Source organism: Labrenzia sp. OB1, from assembly GCF_001624695.1.
Lineage (GTDB): Bacteria > Pseudomonadota > Alphaproteobacteria > Rhizobiales > Stappiaceae > Roseibium.
This window is the reverse complement of sequence record NZ_JSEP01000024.1, coordinates 1-17,510: the sequence shown is the minus strand read 5'-3', so window position 1 is coordinate 17,510 and position 17,510 is coordinate 1. Positions and strand designations below refer to the sequence as shown.

Genomic DNA, 17,510 nt, shown 5'->3' with positions numbered 1-17,510 from the left:
ACTGAATTCAGATTACCCGATTGCCGAATATGCTATTTCAGGAAGGCCGACAGCCGGCTCAACGCCTCTTTCATGTCTTCGTGCGTTCCGGCGAAGGAAAAGCGCAGAAACTCGTGCCCGTGCACCGGGTCGAAATCGACACCCGGCGTCGCGGCGACACCGGCCTGATGCAGCATCTGTCTTGCAAATTCCAGACTGTTTGAACTGAAGCGGCTTATGTCCGCATAGATATAGAACGCCCCGTCCACCGGCAGCAGCCTGTCGAGGCCGATGTCAGGCAGTCCTTTCAGCAGCAACGCCCTGTTGGCCGCGTAGCCGGCCTTGACGCCTTCAAGTTCCTGAACCGCGTCAAGTGCCGCCGTTGCCGCGATCTGGGAAAGCTCCGGCGGAGAAATGTAAAGGCTCTGGGCAATACGCTCCACCGGTCTGACCAGCTGTTCCGGCAGGATCATCCAGCCGATCCGCCAGCCGGTCATGCAGTAATATTTGGAGAAGCTGTTGATGACGATCGCGTTGCTGGAGAACTCAAGCGCGGTCTTCTGTTCCCCGGCATAGTCAAGGCCATGATAGATTTCGTCGGAGATGAACCAGATTCCCCGGCTCTCACAGTAGCCGATCAGATCTTCCAGCGCGTCCGCGCTCATCATGGTGCCGGTGGGATTGGCGGGACTGGCGACCAGGACACCCTTCACAGGTCCGTCCTTCAGGGCTTCTTCCAGATGTTCCGGCGTAAGGCTCCAGCGGGTGTCCGCACCGACTTCCACCTCGACAGGCACCAGGCCGAGCGCCTTCAGGATATTTCGATAGGCGGGATATCCCGGTGCTGTCAGGACCACCCGGTCACCCGGATCGAAGGCGGCCAGAAAGGCCAGGTTGAAGCCTGCCGAAGATCCTGTCGTGGCCATGATCCGCTCGATCGGCACCTCAACGCCGTAGGTCCTCTTGTAGTGCCGGGCCAGCGCATGGCGAAGCGGTTTTACCCCGAGCGCTTCCGTGTAACCGATCCTGCCGTGCCTGAGAGCCTCATCCGCTGCCGCGAGGGCCGCTTTCGGGGCCGGGGCCGAAGGCTGACCGACCTCCATATGCACGATCCTGCGGCCATCCGCCTCAAGTCGCGCCGCCTCCGACAGAACGTCCATGGCGATGAAAGGGGCGACGTCGCTGCGGCGGGAGGGCACAAAGGCTGAGGATGTCATGACGACCTGTTTGTTCCGGAGTTGGTATAACGTCAGGGTTCTCTTGGGTACGTTCACTGGAACGCGGAAGGTTCACGGCCCTTCGTATCGCGGATTCTCGAGCGGGATACAATCCGGCCGCGACATCCGTTGAAAGGGCGCTTCCATTCCGATCCTCTCCGATTTGTAATTACCTTTTCTTGACCGGATCCGCCATGATCCATACCTTCGCCATACATTCATGCGCCTGAGTAGGACAGTATTTGGACGATGAATGTGAGGTTCAATTCGCTGTTACGCTTCGGAGGTATGCGACTTGTCGCGTTTGCTGCCCTTTTCCTTCCAGCCTGAAGAACACTCCGGAATGCGGTTGATGCGCAAGGCCGTTGGCATTGCATGTTCGGCCGCTCTTCTTCTGCCGTTGGCCGCAGCACCCGTGCAGGCTCAGGGCGGACGCCTGCCGCTGGTGCGCGACGCGGAAGCCGAAGAGCTCTTGAAGGATTACGCAAAGCCGATCTTCAAGGTGGCGGGAATCTCGAATTCCGAACCGCAGATCATTCTGGTCAACCAAAAGACCTTCAACGCCTTTGTGCCGGATTCGCGCCGTATGTTCATCAATATCGGCGTCTTGCTCGAAGCGGAAACGCCCGGAGAAGTCATAGGCGTGATCGCCCATGAATCCGGCCATATCTCCGGACGGCATCTCGTCCGGCTGCGCTCGGCCGCGGCCAATGCCCAGATCGTCGCCGTGATCGGCATGATCCTGGGCGCCGGCGCCGCCGCAGCCGGTGCCGCAGCCGGCTCGGGTCAGGCAGCCTCCGGGGGCGCGGCCGCCATTCTCGGATCGGGATCAGTGGGACAAAGGTCGCTGCTCGCCTACCAGCGCGGCGAGGAAGCCTCCGCCGACCGGGCGGCGCTCAGATATCTCGATGCCACCGGCCAGAGTGCCCGGGGCATGCTGAAAAACTTCCAGCGCATGTCCGAACAGCAGCTGTTCTCCCGCAAGTTCGCAGACCCTTACGCCCAGAGCCACCCGATGGCCCAGGAGCGTTATAACGGTCTTTTGAACGACGCCCAGAAGTCGAAATATTTCAACCAGCCGGAAGACTACGTCCTGCAATACCGGCACGATCAGATCCGTGCGAAACTGTTCGCCTTCACCAGCCACCCCTCGGCCACCCTGCGGGCCTATCCGCGCAGCGACAAGAGCCCGGCAGCCCAATACGCGCGGGCAATCGCGGCCATGAAAAGCCGGGGCAAGGGCGCGGTGAAGGAGATTGATGCGCTGATCCGCACGCAGCCGAACAACCCCTATTATTACGAACTCAAGGGCCAGGCGCTGCTGGAAGGCGGAGACCCGAAGGGCGCGATTGCGCCATTCCGCAAGGCCCTGTCCTTCAAACCCAATGAACCGCAGTTTCTTGTCTGGCTCGGATATGCGCTGGTCGGCGCCAACGAGGCGTCCTATCTTCCGGAGGCGGAGCGCATCCTCAAACGGGCCATTCAAAGAGACCCGAACTCGGGCGTTGCCTACAGCCAGCTGGCGATTGCCCACGGGCGCCAGGGCGAGCGGGCCGAAGCCGATCTGGCAACGGCGAAGGGCCTGATGGTCAGCGGTGATTTTCAAGCAGCGCAGCGCTACGCCGCCCGTGCTCAAAAAAGTTTGAAGCGCGGATCGCCCGCATGGCTTCAAGCTGACGACATTGTAGCGTACAAACCACCAGATCTGCCGAATCGCCGCTGACACCTGTAACGCGCATGGTGGCAATGCCGAATGGCTGTGAGCTTGTTGCCTGGAGCAAACCGCGATCTGACGAACGCAGACAGGATGCTCCAATAACTGAAAATAGATCAACTTGTCAGCCGACATGCGATGACACTTGACAGCAGGTTGGCCGAGGGAGCCCCATATGACCTATATCACCAGTTTCAGCCGGAAATTGTGCCCGCCCGCATTGCTGCGCATCCTGTCCGCAAGTGCGCTTGTCCTGAGCCTGATTGCCGGCGCCGCCACCGCGCAGGAGGTCAATCGCGGCGAAATTGAAAAAATCGTGCGCGAGTATCTTCTTCAAAACCCGGAAGTCATCACCGAAGCGCTGACCGAACTGGACCGCAGGGAAAAGGAAGCTGCTGAAACCGCTCGCCTGCAGATGCTGAGCGAAAGCGCGGACATCCTCTTCAACTCCACCCGCCAGGTGGTTCTAGGCAACCCGGAAGGGTCCATTACCCTGGTCGAATTCTTCGACTACAACTGCGGCTACTGCAAGCGCGCGTATGGCGACATGGCACGGCTGATCGAACAGTATCCCGACCTGAAAGTCGTGCTGAAGGAATTCCCGGTGCTCGGCCAGGGCTCGGTCGAAGCCGCCCAGGTCGCGGTTGCGGTCAATACCGTGGCGCCTGAAAAATATGCCAAATTCCACGAAGCACTGCTTCTTGGCCGCAGCCAGGCAAACCGGGCAAGCGCTCTTGCAGCTGCGACCGCTGCCGGCATCGGGGAAGAGGACCTTCTGGCGGCGATGGAAACCGATGAAGCCGGTCAGACGATCGAGGAAGTCTATTCGATCGCCAACCGCCTCGGTCTTACCGGAACGCCGTCCTACGTTGTCGGCGACGAGGTCGTCATGGGCGCAGTCGGCTTCGATCAGCTGCGGGAAAAACTCGACGCCATGCAGAATTGCGGCGAGACAACCTGCTGAGCTTCCTTGCTGACAGACCCAAGTCTGTAGGAAACGGGTCTTCCGTCATGTCTAGGGGAAATCGGGGGTTTTCCTGATCCGATTCAATCCCTATAAGAAGCGTGGCTCGTGTCCGGAACGGTCACGGGCCACAACCCTTTGTCCGCTTTTATCGGCGGTGCAAATAGCGCAGATGCAAGCTGGTCTGGAGCGGATCCAGATCCGTCGGAAAGAACCGCCAAGGCTGTTCATCCGGCACATGCGCTCCTTGCAGACCGAGTACGAGAGCCAAACGATATGCGTAATGATAACAAGAAATTCGACACGGCCATGATCCGGGATCTCGCCATCCTTCTGGATGAGACTAATCTGTCGGAGATCGAGTTGGAACAAGGCGATACGCGCATCCGCGTCGCCCGCCAGATGTCGGTCAATGCCCCTGTCAACATGATGGCTCCCGCCATGGCGCCTGCAGCGGCTGCCCCGGTTGCGCCAGCCCCCGCAGCAGCGGCGCCCGTCCAGGATTCGGCTCCGCATCCCGGAACGGTCCTCTCGCCGATGGTCGGCACTGCCTATCTTTCTCCCGAGCCGGGCGCCGCCCCGTTTATCCAGGTTGGCGACAAGGTGACAGAAGGCCAGTCGATCCTGATTGTCGAAGCCATGAAGACCATGAACCACATTCCCAGCACCAAGGCAGGAACCGTCAAACAGATACTGGTAGACGACGCCCAGCCGGTGGAATTCGGCGAACCGCTCATTATCGTCGAATAAGGGAGCCGCCGTGGCCATGTTTTCCAAAATCCTCATCGCCAATCGCGGCGAAATCGCGCTGCGTATCCTGCGTGCCTGCAAGGAACTCGGCATTTCAACCGTGGCGGTCCATTCCACCGCGGACGCCGACGCCATGCATGTGCGTCTTGCCGACGAAAGCGTCTGCATCGGCCCGCCCTCGGCGCGCGAAAGTTATCTGAACATTCCGCAGCTTCTTGCTGCCTGCGAGATCACGGGTGCCGATGCGGTTCACCCCGGATACGGCTTTTTGTCCGAGAACGCCCGCTTCGCGGAAATTCTGGAAGCCCACAATATCGAATTCATTGGCCCGTCCGCCGAGCATATCCGCATCATGGGCGACAAGATCCAGGCCAAGAAAACCGCCATCGAGCTGGGAATACCGGTGGTGCCCGGATCCGACGGTGCCGTGACCCCGCAGGACGACGCCCACGCGATCGCTCGGGAAATTGGCTATCCGCTTCTGGTCAAGGCTGCCGCCGGCGGTGGTGGCCGCGGCATGAAGGTCGCCATGACGGAGGCGGATCTCGATACCGCACTTTCCACCGCACGTTCGGAAGCCAAGGCGGCTTTCGGCGATGACGCCCTCTATATGGAAAAATACCTCAGCCAGCCCCGCCATATCGAAATCCAGGTTCTGGGCGACGGCAAGGGCAACGCGGTGCATCTGGGCGAACGGGATTGCTCCTTGCAGCGCCGCCACCAGAAGGTTCTGGAAGAAGCGCCCTCGCCGTCCCTGAATGCCGAACAGCGTCACGAAATCGGCGAGATCGTCGCCAAAGCGATGCGCAAGCTGAAATATCGCGGCGTCGGCACGGTGGAGTTTCTCTACGAAAACGGCGAATTCTATTTCATCGAGATGAACACCCGCCTCCAGGTGGAGCACCCGGTCACCGAGATGATCACCGGTATCGATCTTGTCAACGAGCAGATCCGGATCGCCGCCGGGGGCTCTCTGGATATGGTGCAGGAGGACATCCGGTTCGACGGTCACGCCATCGAGTGCCGGATCAATGCGGAAGACCCCGTCACATTCGCACCCTCACCGGGCACCATCACCTATTACCATACGCCCGGCGGACTTGGCGTGCGGGTCGATTCAGGCGTCTATCAGGGCTACAAGATTCCGCCCTATTACGACAGCCTCATCGGCAAGCTCATCGTGCACGGCCGTAACCGCGTGGAATGCATGATGCGCCTGCGCCGCTGCCTCGATGAATTTGTGGTTGACGAAATCAAGTCGACTATTCCGCTTTTCCGCGATTTGGTGGACAATCAGGACATCGCAAACGGTCAGTATGACATTCACTGGCTGGAAAAATACCTGGCCAAGAAGTCAAGCTGACCGAATTTCGGCAAGGACCAGCCCGAGCCGGACGGACTGTGAGGCCCCATGGCTGGATATAAAGACGACGTCGTGATGGAAATCACGCCGCAGGTGCTTTTGAAAGCTTACGCCTGCGGCCTGTTTCCCATGGCCGAATCCGCCGACGATCCTGGTCTTTTCTGGCTGGAACCGGAACAGCGTGGCATTCTCCCGCTTGACGATTTTCACATGCCCCGGCGGCTCAGGCGCACCATCCGCAACGACGTCTTCGAGGTCAGGGTCAGCACCGACTTTCAGGGCATCATCGATGGATGTGCCGAGCCAATGCCCGGCCGCCAGAAAACCTGGATAAACCGCGAGATCCGCCGTCTTTACGGCGAGCTCTTCGAGATGGGCTATTGCCACACGGTGGAAGCCTGGCAGGAGGGTGAACTCGTCGGTGGCCTTTACGGCGTCAGCCTGAACGGAGCTTTCTTCGGCGAAAGCATGTTCACCTTCCGCACGGACGCGTCGAAAGTCTGCCTGGCTCATCTCGTCGCAAGGCTGACCGTTGGCGGCTACAGCCTGCTCGACACCCAATTCGTGACCGATCATCTGAGCAAATTCGGGACGCGGGAAGTCTCCCAGACCGACTACAGCAATCAGCTCTCAGAGGCCTTGAAACTCGAGACCGACTTTTATGCCCTGTCGCCGCAAGCCTGCGGACAGGAAATTCTCGACGTGCTGGACAGCCGCAAGGCCCCACAGGCGTAGATGGTGGCCTCAATGTGCCCGCCGCACCATCACCCGGCCGGCTGCGCCACCATGGCTTGCAAACCGGTTGAGTTTGCTACCTGATTCGTTTCTTGCCAGCATTCCCCAACGTAACATCGCGTTCGTCAGGATCGGTCATGTCAGGGGACGTCAAGGATAGCGGCAACAAGGCGGGGTCGGGGAAGTCCAGGCAGGCCACCGGTTTACCGGAAGAACTCCTCGGGTGTCCGGAAATAACCGCCCCTGCTCCCGACCGGACACCGGGCATTGCCCGCACCGGCCCCACTCCGGAGGAACGAACGGGCCGCAGCGCCGACCCCAGCCATATTATCAGCGACCAGAAGTTCAACAAGGACCTGGCGACTTTGCGCGGCCTGCATTCCTTTCTGATCCGCGAGGCGACCACCCTGCCCGAGAATTTCTCGCTGGGCGAACTCAACTGCCTGAAAGCCGCCGGCGCGACAGTGCAAGGCCGGTCACCGACGGACAGCGAATGGCAGGCGGTGGAGCAGAAAACCCAGATCCTGTTCGCGCTCCTCACCGATGCCAACCGCAAACGGTTTCTGGTGTCGCAAATGCCGAATTTTCTGCCCAGGATCGCGGTCTGGCTGGTTGCGGTCTCCATCGGATCGATGATCCTGTCCGTGCTCATGGCCGAGGTGACGCTCTACAGCAAAGGCGTCGATGTCGCGCTGATGGTGCTGTTCTTCCTGCTTTGGCTGATGTCTCTCGGCGCGATCGGGTCGGCTGCCTTTATCGGCTTCAACGCCATCTCGGTCACCAGCGACATCACCTTCGACATATCCGACACCCGGCTGATCATTCAACGGATCGTGCTGGGCGCCCTCTTCGCGCTGTTCTTCACCCTGCCCTTCGGGTTCCATGAGTTCCTGAGTTTCGTGAAAAGCCTCAGCAATTCCGCCCTCAACAAGACCACCGTCCCGACACGGTCCGAGATTGCCTTCACCAACCAGTCGCTGCTGCTGATCATGCCCTTTGTGCTCGGCTACAGCACGTCCCTGGTGATCCTGATCCTCAACCGGATGATCTCCGCCGCCAGCACCCTCTTCGGCGCTCAGCCGGCGTCAGCCAAAAGCATAAGCAAATAAGCCTTTCACGCGAACCTGGGCCCACGGTTCAAAAACAAAGCCCCGCAACTGCGGGGCTTCAGGATACGTTTTGACTGAATGACCGAAGGCGGCAGGCAAACCGCCTTGCCTCAGTTGCCCGGCGTCCAGGCTTCATAGTCGCCGCTGACCTCGGGACGCGCTTCCGGCGTCAGGATCGAGCCGTGAGGACGGTACGCGGCCGGTGTGCCGGTGTGGTTCTGCTCATGCGGCTTCTGCCAGTGCTTGGCGTGGTAGGTTTCATCCACCGGCGGCGTGTCGACCCTGTGGTGCATCCAGCCGTGCCAGCCTGCGGGAATTTGCGAAGCTTCCGCGAGATCCTTGTAGATCACCCAGCGTTTCTTGCCCGCGCGTTCCTTGTAATACTTGTTGCCGAGCTCGTCTTCCCCGACGAACTCGCCCTTGCGCCACGTGAAGAAGCGGGTGCCCATGGTCTGGCCGTTCCACCAGGTGAAGATTTCAAGCAGCAGAGTTTTCATGGCCCTCAAAAGGTCCCTTGATGACAGATTCTGGAACTCCGGAAACCGCTGAACCTGGATGCCGGATTTCGGCGGACTATGGCGGCAACAGGCGCTTGTGTCCAGTTCGGGCATCCTGCAACTGAGGATAAAACGGCATGCGGGCCGAAACTCAGTGAGACTTGGCGCCCTTGACCGCGGCGAATCCCGCGTTGCGGATGTGTTTTGCCGCCGCCGAATGCTGTATCGGCTCTTTCTTCTTCTCGCCCGCGAACACCGGCCCCCGGCCCGTGTTCTGTGCAAAGGCCGCCTCGACGGCCCCTTCCACCTCGGCACGCTTTTGTGTCGCCATCTGGTGATGCAGGCGCGCACCGGCCAGGGTCTGCATCTTCTCCGCCTGTGCATCCAGGGTCTTCTGTATGCCATAGATGTTGTAGAAGCCGGAGTGCTCCAGTGTCATGGGCCGATCGTCATTCAGGACCCACGTCAGCCGCTTGTACAAGGTGGAGGGAGACACCGGCTTGACCAGCACATGATGCGCGCCGGCGCGCAGCGCCTTGTCCACCAGTGGCCGGGTGCCATGCGCGGTGATGAAGAGAATCGGTACGTAGCAAAGCGGTTCCATATGGCGATGCCGCACGAGACGCAGAAACTGGTACCCGGAGGTCGGCTCCATGCGCCAGTCGGTCAGAATCACGTTTGGCGGCTCGGCAAGGCTGGCCTCCAGCGCATCGTCGGCCGAATCGAAGACCCGCACACGTGCGACCTTGAAGCTGAGAAGAATCGACCTCAGAATCGTCTGCATCGGCTTGCTGTCTTCGACAACGACCGCGTCGACATCCTCCATCGAAAGCCCGAAGGCGGCATGATGCTTCATGAAATGCGGGTCCCTATCCTGTCCTGCCCGCACTAAACCAGACCCGGCTTAAACCCCGTTGAAATCGATCCCGTCCATTTTCTTCAAATTTTCATAAAACTTTACGCATTGTCATCCACAGAAACGACCGCGTGCGCGGTCGGAACCGCTTCGCCGGGAAAGCAAGCGCTAAATTCCAGATGGTTGCGCTTGTCCGGCGCCCTCCCCACTATCCACATTCGCACACAAGATTTTGCGTTTGCCTGCAAACTGGGCACTAGCTGTTGTCACTCACGCCTTGACCTTAAGAATTCGTTTACATTAGTTTCACTATCATTGCGATGTGCGTAGTCGGGAGCCCTTCCGGGCGCTCCGGTCATCCAGAAAGTAAGTGTCAGCGTCCCCATTCCGGCTTTTCAGCCTTAAGCCGGAGGCAGGGTTTCTTTGTGCCTGTTTCTGCGTTCACATCGTGACAAAGCTGTTGAATAACACTATATATAGTGGACCAGATAATCAGATACGCTACATACAGGCTCAGAGCCTGAAAATGACAAGGCGGCATTCGGCTCTGGAATTTCCCGTGTTCCTGTGAACGCGATCAGGAGACTCCAGCACTTTTGAACCGGTCGGTTCTGGATGATCAATCGATTCCGGTTGGCATCCGTTGATCGGGGGCCGGCGGCGACGCCGGGCCGGATGTGATGCGGACGAGAAGTCCGGTTCGGGCAGAACCGGTATGCGATACAAGGGGACTTAGAGAATGCGGATCGAGCGGCGCTATACCAAGGACGGTCAATCGCCTTACGCCACCATAGAATTTCGCACGGCCACCAGCGAGATCCGGAATCCGGATGGTTCGGTCGTCTTCCGCCTGGCCGATATCCAGGTCCCGGCCCAGTTTTCCCAGGTCGCAGCCGACATCCTGGCCCAGAAGTATTTCCGCAAGGCCGGCGTCCCGGCAAAGCTGAAGCCGGTTGAGGAAAACACCGTCCCGTCCTGGCTGTGGCGCCACGAGGCCGATGAGACCGCTCTTGAAGACCTGCCTGAAGACGAGCGTTACGGCTCCGAGATCGACGGCTGTCAGGTGTTCGACCGCCTGGCGGGCACCTGGACCTACTGGGGCTGGAAAGGCGGCTACTTCGACGGCGAAGCCGACGCCCGGGCTTTCTTTGACGAACTCCGCTATATGCTGGCGACCCAGAAGGTGGCGCCGAACTCCCCGCAGTGGTTCAACACAGGCCTGCACTGGGCCTATGGCATTGACGGCCCGAGCCAGGGTCATTTCTATGTCGATTACCAGAGCGGCCGCCTGACCAAGTCCAAGACCGCCTACGAACATCCCCAGCCGCATGCATGCTTCATCCAGTCCGTCGGCGACGACCTGGTGAACGAGGGTGGCATCATGGACCTGTGGGTGCGCGAAGCGCGCCTGTTCAAATACGGATCGGGTACCGGCTCGAACTTCTCCCATGTGCGGGCGGCCGGCGAGCGGCTGTCCGGCGGCGGCAAGTCCTCCGGCCTGATGAGCTTCCTGAAGATCGGTGACCGGGCGGCCGGCGCGATCAAGTCCGGCGGCACCACCCGCCGCGCGGCCAAGATGGTTGTGGTCGATGTCGACCATCCCGACATCGAGGAATACATCAACTGGAAGGTCAAGGAAGAGCAGAAGGTCGCGGCGCTCGTCACCGGTTCGCGCATCTGCCAGAAGCACCTCAGCGCCATCATGCGCGCCTGCGTCAATTGCGAGGCCGACAACGGCGAATGTTTCGACCCGGCCAAGAACCCGGCGTTGAAGCGTGAGATCCGCGCCGCGAAAAAGATGATGGTTCCGGAGAACTACATCCAGCGCGTCATCCAGTTCGCCCGCCAGGGCTTCACCAAGATCGAATTCCCGGTTTACGACACTGACTGGGATTCGGAAGCCTACCTCACGGTCGCCGGCCAGAACTCCAACAACTCCGTGCGCATCACCGACGGCTTCCTCAACGCCGTCGTCGAGGACAGCACCTGGGACCTGACCGCCCGCCGCAGCGGCGAGACGCTGAAAACCGTGCAGGCAAAGGAACTGTGGGAGCAGATCGGCTATGCCGCCTGGGCCTCCGCCGATCCGGGCCTGCAGTACCACACCACCATCAACGACTGGCACACCTGCCTTGCCGATGGCGAAATCCGCGCGTCCAACCCATGCTCGGAATACATGTTCCTGGACGACACCGCCTGCAACCTGGCGTCCCTGAACCTGATGCAGTTCCGCCGCGAGGACGCTTCTTTCGACATCGACAGCTACGAACACGCCGTGCGCCTGTGGACCGTCGTTCTGGAAATCTCGGTGCTGATGGCGCAGTTCCCGTCGAAGGAAATCGCCGAACTGTCCTACAAGTTCCGCACCCTCGGCCTCGGCTACGCCAACATCGGTGGCCTACTGATGACCTCCGGCATTCCCTATGACAGCGAGGAAGGCCGCGCCCTGTGCGGTGCACTGACCGCCGTCATGACCGGTGTCTCCTACGCAACCTCGGCGGAAATGGCCGGCGAACTCGGCTCCTTCCCGGGGTACAAGAAAAACGCCAGGCATATGCTCAAGGTGATCCGCAATCACCGCCGCGCCGCCTATGGCGAAGCGAACGGTTATGAGGATCTGCACACAAACCCGGTTGCGCTCGACCATGCCAACTGCCCGGACAAGGTGATCGTGGACCGGGCCAAGAAGGCCTGGGACCGTGCGCTTGAGCTCGGCGAACAGAACGGCTTCCGCAACGCCCAGTCCACCGTCATCGCCCCGACCGGCACCATCGGTCTGGTCATGGACTGCGACACGACCGGCATCGAACCGGACTTCGCTCTTGTGAAGTTCAAGAAGCTGGCCGGCGGCGGCTATTTCAAGATCATCAACCGCGCCGTTCCCGAGGCCCTGAGCAAGCTCGGCTACTCGGAAAGCGAGATCGGCGAGATCGAAGCCTACGCGGTTGGCCTCGGCTCAATCGATCAGGCTCCCGGCATCAACCCGGCGGCCCTGAAGTCCAAGGGTTTCACCGACGAGAGTCTGACCAAGCTGAAGGATGGCATGAAGTCGGCCTTCGACATCAAGTTCGTCTTCAACCGCTGGACGCTCGGCGACGAGCAGCTTGCAAGCCTCGGCGTTTCCCCCGAGCAGATGGACGATCCGGAATTCGATCTCCTCACCTTCCTCGGCTTCTCAAGGTCGGAAGTCGAAGCCGCCAACACTCATGTCTGCGGCGCGATGACCCTGGAAGGCGCTCCCTTCCTCAAGGAAGAGCACTACCCGGTCTTCGACTGCGCCAACCCGTGCGGCCGTATCGGCAAGCGCTTCCTGTCGGTGGAAAGTCACATCCGCATGATGGCCGCGGCCCAGCCGTTCATCTCCGGCGCGATCTCCAAGACGATCAACATGCCCAACAATGCGACGGTGGAAGACTGCAAGGAAGCCTATCTGCTGTCCTGGAAGCTGGCCCTCAAGGCCAACGCGCTCTACCGTGACGGCTCCAAGCTCTCCCAGCCGCTCAACTCGCAGCTTCTGGCTGACGATGACGAGGATCTGGAAGACACCGCCGAGGAAATCGCCGCAAGGCCCCAGGCAGCACGGGCCGAAGTGGTCGCCGAGCGCATCGTGGAGCGGATCGTCGAGCGGGTCGTGCGCGAGCAGGAAAAGCTGCCTGCGCGGCGCAAGGGCTACACCCAGAAGGCCAAGATCGGCGGACACACCGTGTTCCTGCGGACCGGCGAATACGACGACGGCCGCCTCGGCGAGATCTTCCTCGACATGAACAAGGAAGGCTCGGCGCTGCGCGCCTTCATCAACAATTTCGCCATTTCCGTCTCGCTCGGCCTGCAATACGGCGTGCCGCTGGAGGAATATGTCGACGCGTTCACCTTCACCAAGTTCGAGCCGGCCGGCATGGTCCAGGGCAACGACGCGATCAAGAACGCGACCTCGATCCTCGACTATGTCTTCCGCGAGTTGGCGGTCTCCTACCTTGGCCGGCACGACCTGGCCCACGTCCCGCCGGAAGCCTTCAACGGTCCGGTCGATCCCGGCGCGGTCAGGAGCATGGACAAGGGTGCGTCCGGCGGCGTCGTCTCCCACGGCCTCGTGCGCGGCCAGACCGAGCGCTTCCGCCTCGTTGCCGGTGGCGACCCCGCCGGCGAGGCGACCGACGTCATCTCGGTCAAGACCGCCAGCAGCCCCGCCGCCCAGGTCTCCGCCGTCGCCACGGCCTTCGCCCGCGGCTCGGAAGCCGCCGCCGCGGTGGAAATCTCCACCCCCCCGGCCCAGCAGCCCAACACCGCGGCCCAGCAAATCGCCCAGGCCCGCATGAAAGGCTATGAAGGCGAAAGCTGCTCCGAATGCGGTAACTTCACCATGGTGAGGAACGGAACCTGCCTGAAATGCGACACCTGTGGCGGCACCAGCGGGTGTAGTTGAGGCAAAGCTGTATTGGTGAGAGGACCAAAGTTTTGTTCATAGCACCCAATGTTTTGTACCAACCCGAGGAAATTCCTTGGGTTGGTGCGGAATGGGAGATGGGTGAAAAACGACGGTTGCGGTAATATGCGACACTGGCGAAGAGGTCAGCCTTATGCTTGTTGTCCCGTGTCGCATAGGTTTCACGATTTAGGCCAATAGTCAGCTCATGCGCGCCAGAAACGACAAACCCGCTCGATCAAAAATGATCGCGCGGGTTTTCTCTATTACATGTCTTAAAGATGACCTCGCAGCCCTCAGCAGAACGACAGTTTATGGGGCCTCGTTTTTTAGAAGCAGCCTTTGACACATAGCTCGATGTGACATTGCGAAGAACGTGCAATGCGTGCTCCTCGGCAGCACTCCCTTCATAAGAACATAGATCGGTGTCCAGGAGCTCAGATTGAGCACATTCAAGTTCGCCTCTTTGCGAGTCATTCCTCTACTTGTTTCGAGAGCGGCGCAAGCGCAGCTGCTTTTTCAAACTCTGCTGACGATCGCGCAGGTGAACACCCGTAGACGTCCATCAATGCATTCCAGAATCGGAACAGGAGCGCTCTTCGTTCGTCTGGTGTCCAAGTCTCAAGTTCTTCATCCACATCCGCACGCGCGCTGACAGCCGGGAAGCGTTGCGATTGGTATTGGCCAGGCAAGACGGTGTCGGTCAGATCACCTGCACCCAGCTTGATCCCGATCGGGCCTTTGCCGCCCATGGCTTTAATGGCGGCAATGCCCTTGCGAAGAAACTCATCCAGCGGTGTGAACGGCAGCGCGGAGGCGAAACACTGGCCACCGCTGTTCTCGGCGAAGCAGTTGCTATTGACCGCCCAAAGCTCGCCATTCGACTGGAACCATTGCGTCGCGTTCGTGACGATCATGTCGTTGCGTGCGCCGGTGATATGGCCCCAGACCGACAGTGCGCCATCGCCATTGAGACCCCAATCACCATCTCGCCCACGAATGTTCAGCCCTACGTCCGAAATCCGCTGTTCAAGCTCGACCCTGGCAGGCACCGACCATTCGCGCGGGGCGATGCGTGCAAAGATCCGCGTCCCTTCCCGCAGCTCAACACTGCGCTGCGGCTCCCCCATCGCATTGTTGCGAAACTCAAGCTTCTTCTCCGCCGACGGCCAGATGGCCGGATCGCCACGGCTCGGTGCCTGCCATGAAATCGGCGGCGGAGGCGTCTTTGCCGGCGCTTGCTCGGCCAGGATGGGCACAATGCAGCTCTTCAGAACCTCGGTGAAACGCTTCTGCTCCACCTTGATCTCTTCCTTCGTGGCGCCGTCCTTCAGGTGATAGACTTTCGCGCCGCTCCGGTGACGCCAGTCAAACGGGAGCGCCACGGGACCGGGATAGTGCGCGCCGTTTGCCACCAGGATGATGCGGCCCTGCGAGAGCGCATGTTCCGCATAGCCAAGCTCGGACATGACGTTCGGGTTTTGCAGATGCTTCGGCTCTGAACGCTTGTCTGCGGCCGTGTTCGGCTGAAGCGCTACGGGATCCGTTACTCCAACCGGGGTCATATCCGCGACGAACACATTTGCTCTGGCGATCTTGTCCAGAATCGTCTTCGTGATGTCCGGGGTTCCGGCAACATTCTTGGTATCGTGATCGACCTCGGGTCGCACCGCTTCCTCATAGTTGGGATCGAGGGCGATGAGTTTACATGCACCTTTCAGCGCATCGCGCACAAAATAGTGGTGCAACTTCGGGTCGCGGTCACTTTGCCAAGACCAGAAAATCGTTGTCTTCAATTTCTATCCCCTACAGATCGCCCTGCATTTTGGTACATCAGCGAACAAGTTCATTGCCTAATCCGATGCAGCCGAAAAAGCTTATCGAAGAAATTAGTAATGCGTTTTTCAGCGCCGTCACCAACCAGTTCATTCGCCCCGAACCGATAGACCTCATATCCAGCAAGGCGCAATTCGCGATCAGCCGACACCATATCTGCATAGACCTTCAATGACGGACGGTCGTTTTCCGAGAAGTGATGTTTGCCATCAACTTCAATCACGATGCGCTGATGGTTAGGAAGAAGCAGCAGGAAGTCCATGCGCTGACGCGGCAGAGGCAACCGATGACGTAGGGTCTTCACCACGGCAGGGTCATAGTGCAGATAGACCTGCGGCAGAAGTGCAGGCAGCGCCTCGCCGAGGGCGGGCCGATAGGCCTTGAAGTAAGTCGCGAATAGCTTGCGTTCCGCTTCCGAGGCCAGCGATTCCTGGAGTCGAAATCCAAGTTTTGCGGCATCAGCACCCGGCGTGACTTGGCCCCACCAGGAAACGAGCTCCGACCACAGAAGACCGTTTGCGCCGATGGGGCTGTCGTAGATCAAGCAGTTCTCTTCTCCAGACAAAATGACGATGTCGTTGTTAATTGCATCGGCAAAGCCAATCTCCGGCTTAGGTCCTCGCGACGCAAAGACCAGGTTTTTTGGCCGACCACTGACCCCACGCACCAGAGAGCGGAAACTGAACCGCGGGTGCCCGGATATCTCGCCGTCCTGAGCAAGCTCGTATCCATCCCGCGCGAGTATTCTGTTTAATGCTGCGACCGTCTTTTTCTGCTCATCGCCCGTTCGGGAAAGGGGATGAACGCCTTGCTCAAGCAAGGCGCCGAACCTGGCCTTTGAACAATTGAAGGCCCCGATTTCGCCGAAAAGATGTTCGACGGACCAATCGCCTGGATTTTGATCCATGTGCCGGACGACCTGGTCTCGCAGGCTTTTGCCCCGGCTGCCGAAAAAGTCTTCGAAGGGCGAGGAAAGTGGGAAGTAGCCTTCGACCACTTCCACCGTGTTGCGCTCTCCGGCAAGGTCGTCGCCAAGGATCCGCGCTACGTCTCGTCGTGTGATCTGCGTCAGTGGCGGATCATCGGCTTCTAGCACCTTGCGACCAGCCTCATCGAGCGGGATGTCACCACGAGCAGCTGCGAATTTAACCGCAAGCCGAGCTAAGTCCTCCTGCGTTAAGTTACTGAGCGCCAGTTCAACACGCTGCCCGATCGAGAAGCCCTCCGGCGCAGGTACAATCAGCCCAGCAACTTGCTCTGGCTCCTGGCTCAATTGGGCGTGGCTCATTCCCCGAAGAAGCCTGTAGATGAGTTCGTAAAGGTTATCCCCCACGCCCAGTCCCTTTTAGGATCACTCGCAAAAACGCAAACATGCGCGTAAACAGATAGTCAACCTGATCCAGAGAGGTTAGAGCTTCCTGTGTTGTCTCAGAATGACGAATGCGAAAGCTGTTCCCTATCGAGGTTAGCTCAGCAGCCTCTCGCGCAAGGGCTTCTCGAAATCCAGAGCCGGGCGAGGCGACACGATCTAGCAGCGCATCGGCCTGCGCGCGTTTATTGACGCCAGGTTCCAGCGTCTTCATCCGTTCAAAAGCGTCCCACAGCTTTTCCAACGCGTCCTGCCGATCTTCGGACTTGGGAGAGAGAAACCGTTGGCGCGCAACTCCGAGCAACCGGTCTGTCTCCGTATCGCCAGTCTGAAACATTGTCCAACCGAGCGCATCGGCGATCGGCTGAGGAAGAAGCCGGCGGGCCTGCCCGGACGATGTGATACCAAACGACAAAATTCAGGACCGATGCGCCCAGTCACGCATTCCGATTGACATGATTTTCCATGGCTGATCGATGAGCGTGTTCCAGGCCCGGCAGCACAGGTCGACGATCTGGTCGTAGTCCTTGAAGACCCGGTTTGAGAGCCAGTTTTCTCGCATGTACTGCCATAGGTTTTCGACAGGATTGAGTTCGGGAGATCGGGGTGGCAAAGGCAAGAGTGTGATGTTGTCCGGGATGGCGAGCTTGTTTGACGTGTGCCATCCGGCCTGATCAAGGATGACCACGCCATGGGCA

At 59.7% G+C, this 17,510-nt stretch carries 13 protein-coding genes and 1 pseudogene; 7 read left to right on the top strand and 7 right to left on the bottom strand.

Features of this window, described 5'->3' with window-relative positions; all coding sequences use genetic code 11:
- Positions 1-32: 32 nt before the first annotated feature.
- Entirely contained in the window at positions 33-1,196 is a 1,164-nt protein-coding gene (locus OA90_RS23395) for an aminotransferase class I/II-fold pyridoxal phosphate-dependent enzyme (protein WP_068418424.1), read from the bottom strand.
- 295 nt (positions 1,197-1,491) lie between these two features.
- On the opposite strand from OA90_RS23395, the gene OA90_RS23390 reads away from it, so the two are divergent.
- The 6 genes from OA90_RS23390 to OA90_RS23365 all read left to right on the top strand — a co-directional run bounded on the left by OA90_RS23390 (position 1,492) and on the right by OA90_RS23365 (position 7,831).
- Entirely contained in the window at positions 1,492-2,919 is a 1,428-nt protein-coding gene (locus OA90_RS23390) for a M48 family metalloprotease (RefSeq protein WP_068418421.1), read from the top strand.
- 166 nt (positions 2,920-3,085) lie between these two features.
- Positions 3,086-3,874 carry a DsbA family protein gene (locus OA90_RS23385; protein WP_068418419.1) on the top strand — a complete coding sequence of 263 codons (789 nt, stop codon included), beginning with the start codon at positions 3,086-3,088 and terminating at the stop codon, positions 3,872-3,874.
- A gap of 276 nt (positions 3,875-4,150) precedes the next feature.
- The gene (gene accB, locus OA90_RS23380) at positions 4,151-4,624 is read left to right on the top strand and encodes an acetyl-CoA carboxylase biotin carboxyl carrier protein (protein WP_068418416.1); all 474 of its coding nucleotides are present in this window, start codon (positions 4,151-4,153) and stop codon (positions 4,622-4,624) included.
- 16 nt (positions 4,625-4,640) lie between these two features.
- Positions 4,641-5,987 carry an acetyl-CoA carboxylase biotin carboxylase subunit gene (accC, locus tag OA90_RS23375; protein ID WP_068418414.1) on the top strand — a complete coding sequence of 449 codons (1,347 nt, stop codon included), beginning with the start codon at positions 4,641-4,643 and terminating at the stop codon, positions 5,985-5,987.
- A 48-nt stretch (positions 5,988-6,035) separates the two neighbouring features.
- Entirely contained in the window at positions 6,036-6,722 is a 687-nt protein-coding gene (aat, locus tag OA90_RS23370; protein ID WP_068418411.1) for a leucyl/phenylalanyl-tRNA--protein transferase, read from the top strand.
- Between the two features lie 137 nt (positions 6,723-6,859).
- Positions 6,860-7,831 (top strand): hypothetical protein, encoded by a 972-nt coding sequence (locus OA90_RS23365; RefSeq protein ID WP_068418406.1) that lies wholly within the window; start codon positions 6,860-6,862, stop codon positions 7,829-7,831.
- Positions 7,832-7,941: 110 nt separating this feature from the next.
- Here the strand turns inward: OA90_RS23365 and OA90_RS23360 are convergent, their stop codons facing one another.
- The gene (locus tag OA90_RS23360) at positions 7,942-8,328 is read right to left on the bottom strand and encodes an NADH:ubiquinone oxidoreductase subunit NDUFA12 (RefSeq protein WP_068418555.1); all 387 of its coding nucleotides are present in this window, start codon (positions 8,326-8,328) and stop codon (positions 7,942-7,944) included.
- 151 nt (positions 8,329-8,479) lie between these two features.
- Positions 8,480-9,184: a response regulator gene (locus OA90_RS23355; protein WP_208986268.1), complete on the bottom strand. Its 705-nt coding sequence runs from the start codon at positions 9,182-9,184 to the stop codon at positions 8,480-8,482.
- Between the two features lie 739 nt (positions 9,185-9,923).
- Here OA90_RS23355 and OA90_RS23350 point away from each other — a divergent pair.
- Positions 9,924-13,607: a vitamin B12-dependent ribonucleotide reductase gene (locus OA90_RS23350; protein ID WP_068418402.1), complete on the top strand. Its 3,684-nt coding sequence runs from the start codon at positions 9,924-9,926 to the stop codon at positions 13,605-13,607.
- A 473-nt stretch (positions 13,608-14,080) separates the two neighbouring features.
- On the opposite strand, the gene OA90_RS23345 is transcribed toward OA90_RS23350, so the two are convergent.
- The 4 genes and pseudogenes from OA90_RS23345 to OA90_RS23330 form a co-directional block, all read right to left on the bottom strand.
- The gene (locus OA90_RS23345) at positions 14,081-15,403 is read right to left on the bottom strand and encodes a hypothetical protein (RefSeq protein ID WP_068418399.1); all 1,323 of its coding nucleotides are present in this window, start codon (positions 15,401-15,403) and stop codon (positions 14,081-14,083) included.
- A gap of 50 nt (positions 15,404-15,453) precedes the next feature.
- Positions 15,454-16,731, bottom strand: coding sequence for a hypothetical protein (locus tag OA90_RS23340; RefSeq protein WP_068418550.1), 1,278 nt, complete (start codon positions 16,729-16,731; stop codon positions 15,454-15,456).
- 34 nt (positions 16,732-16,765) lie between these two features.
- Positions 16,766-17,227 (bottom strand): annotated as a pseudogene (locus tag OA90_RS23335) (hypothetical protein); the annotation flags it as partial.
- A 3-nt stretch (positions 17,228-17,230) separates the two neighbouring features.
- Positions 17,231-17,510, bottom strand: a 280-nt coding sequence (locus tag OA90_RS23330; RefSeq protein ID WP_199823691.1) for a transposase, incomplete at its 5' end; no start/stop codon positions are given.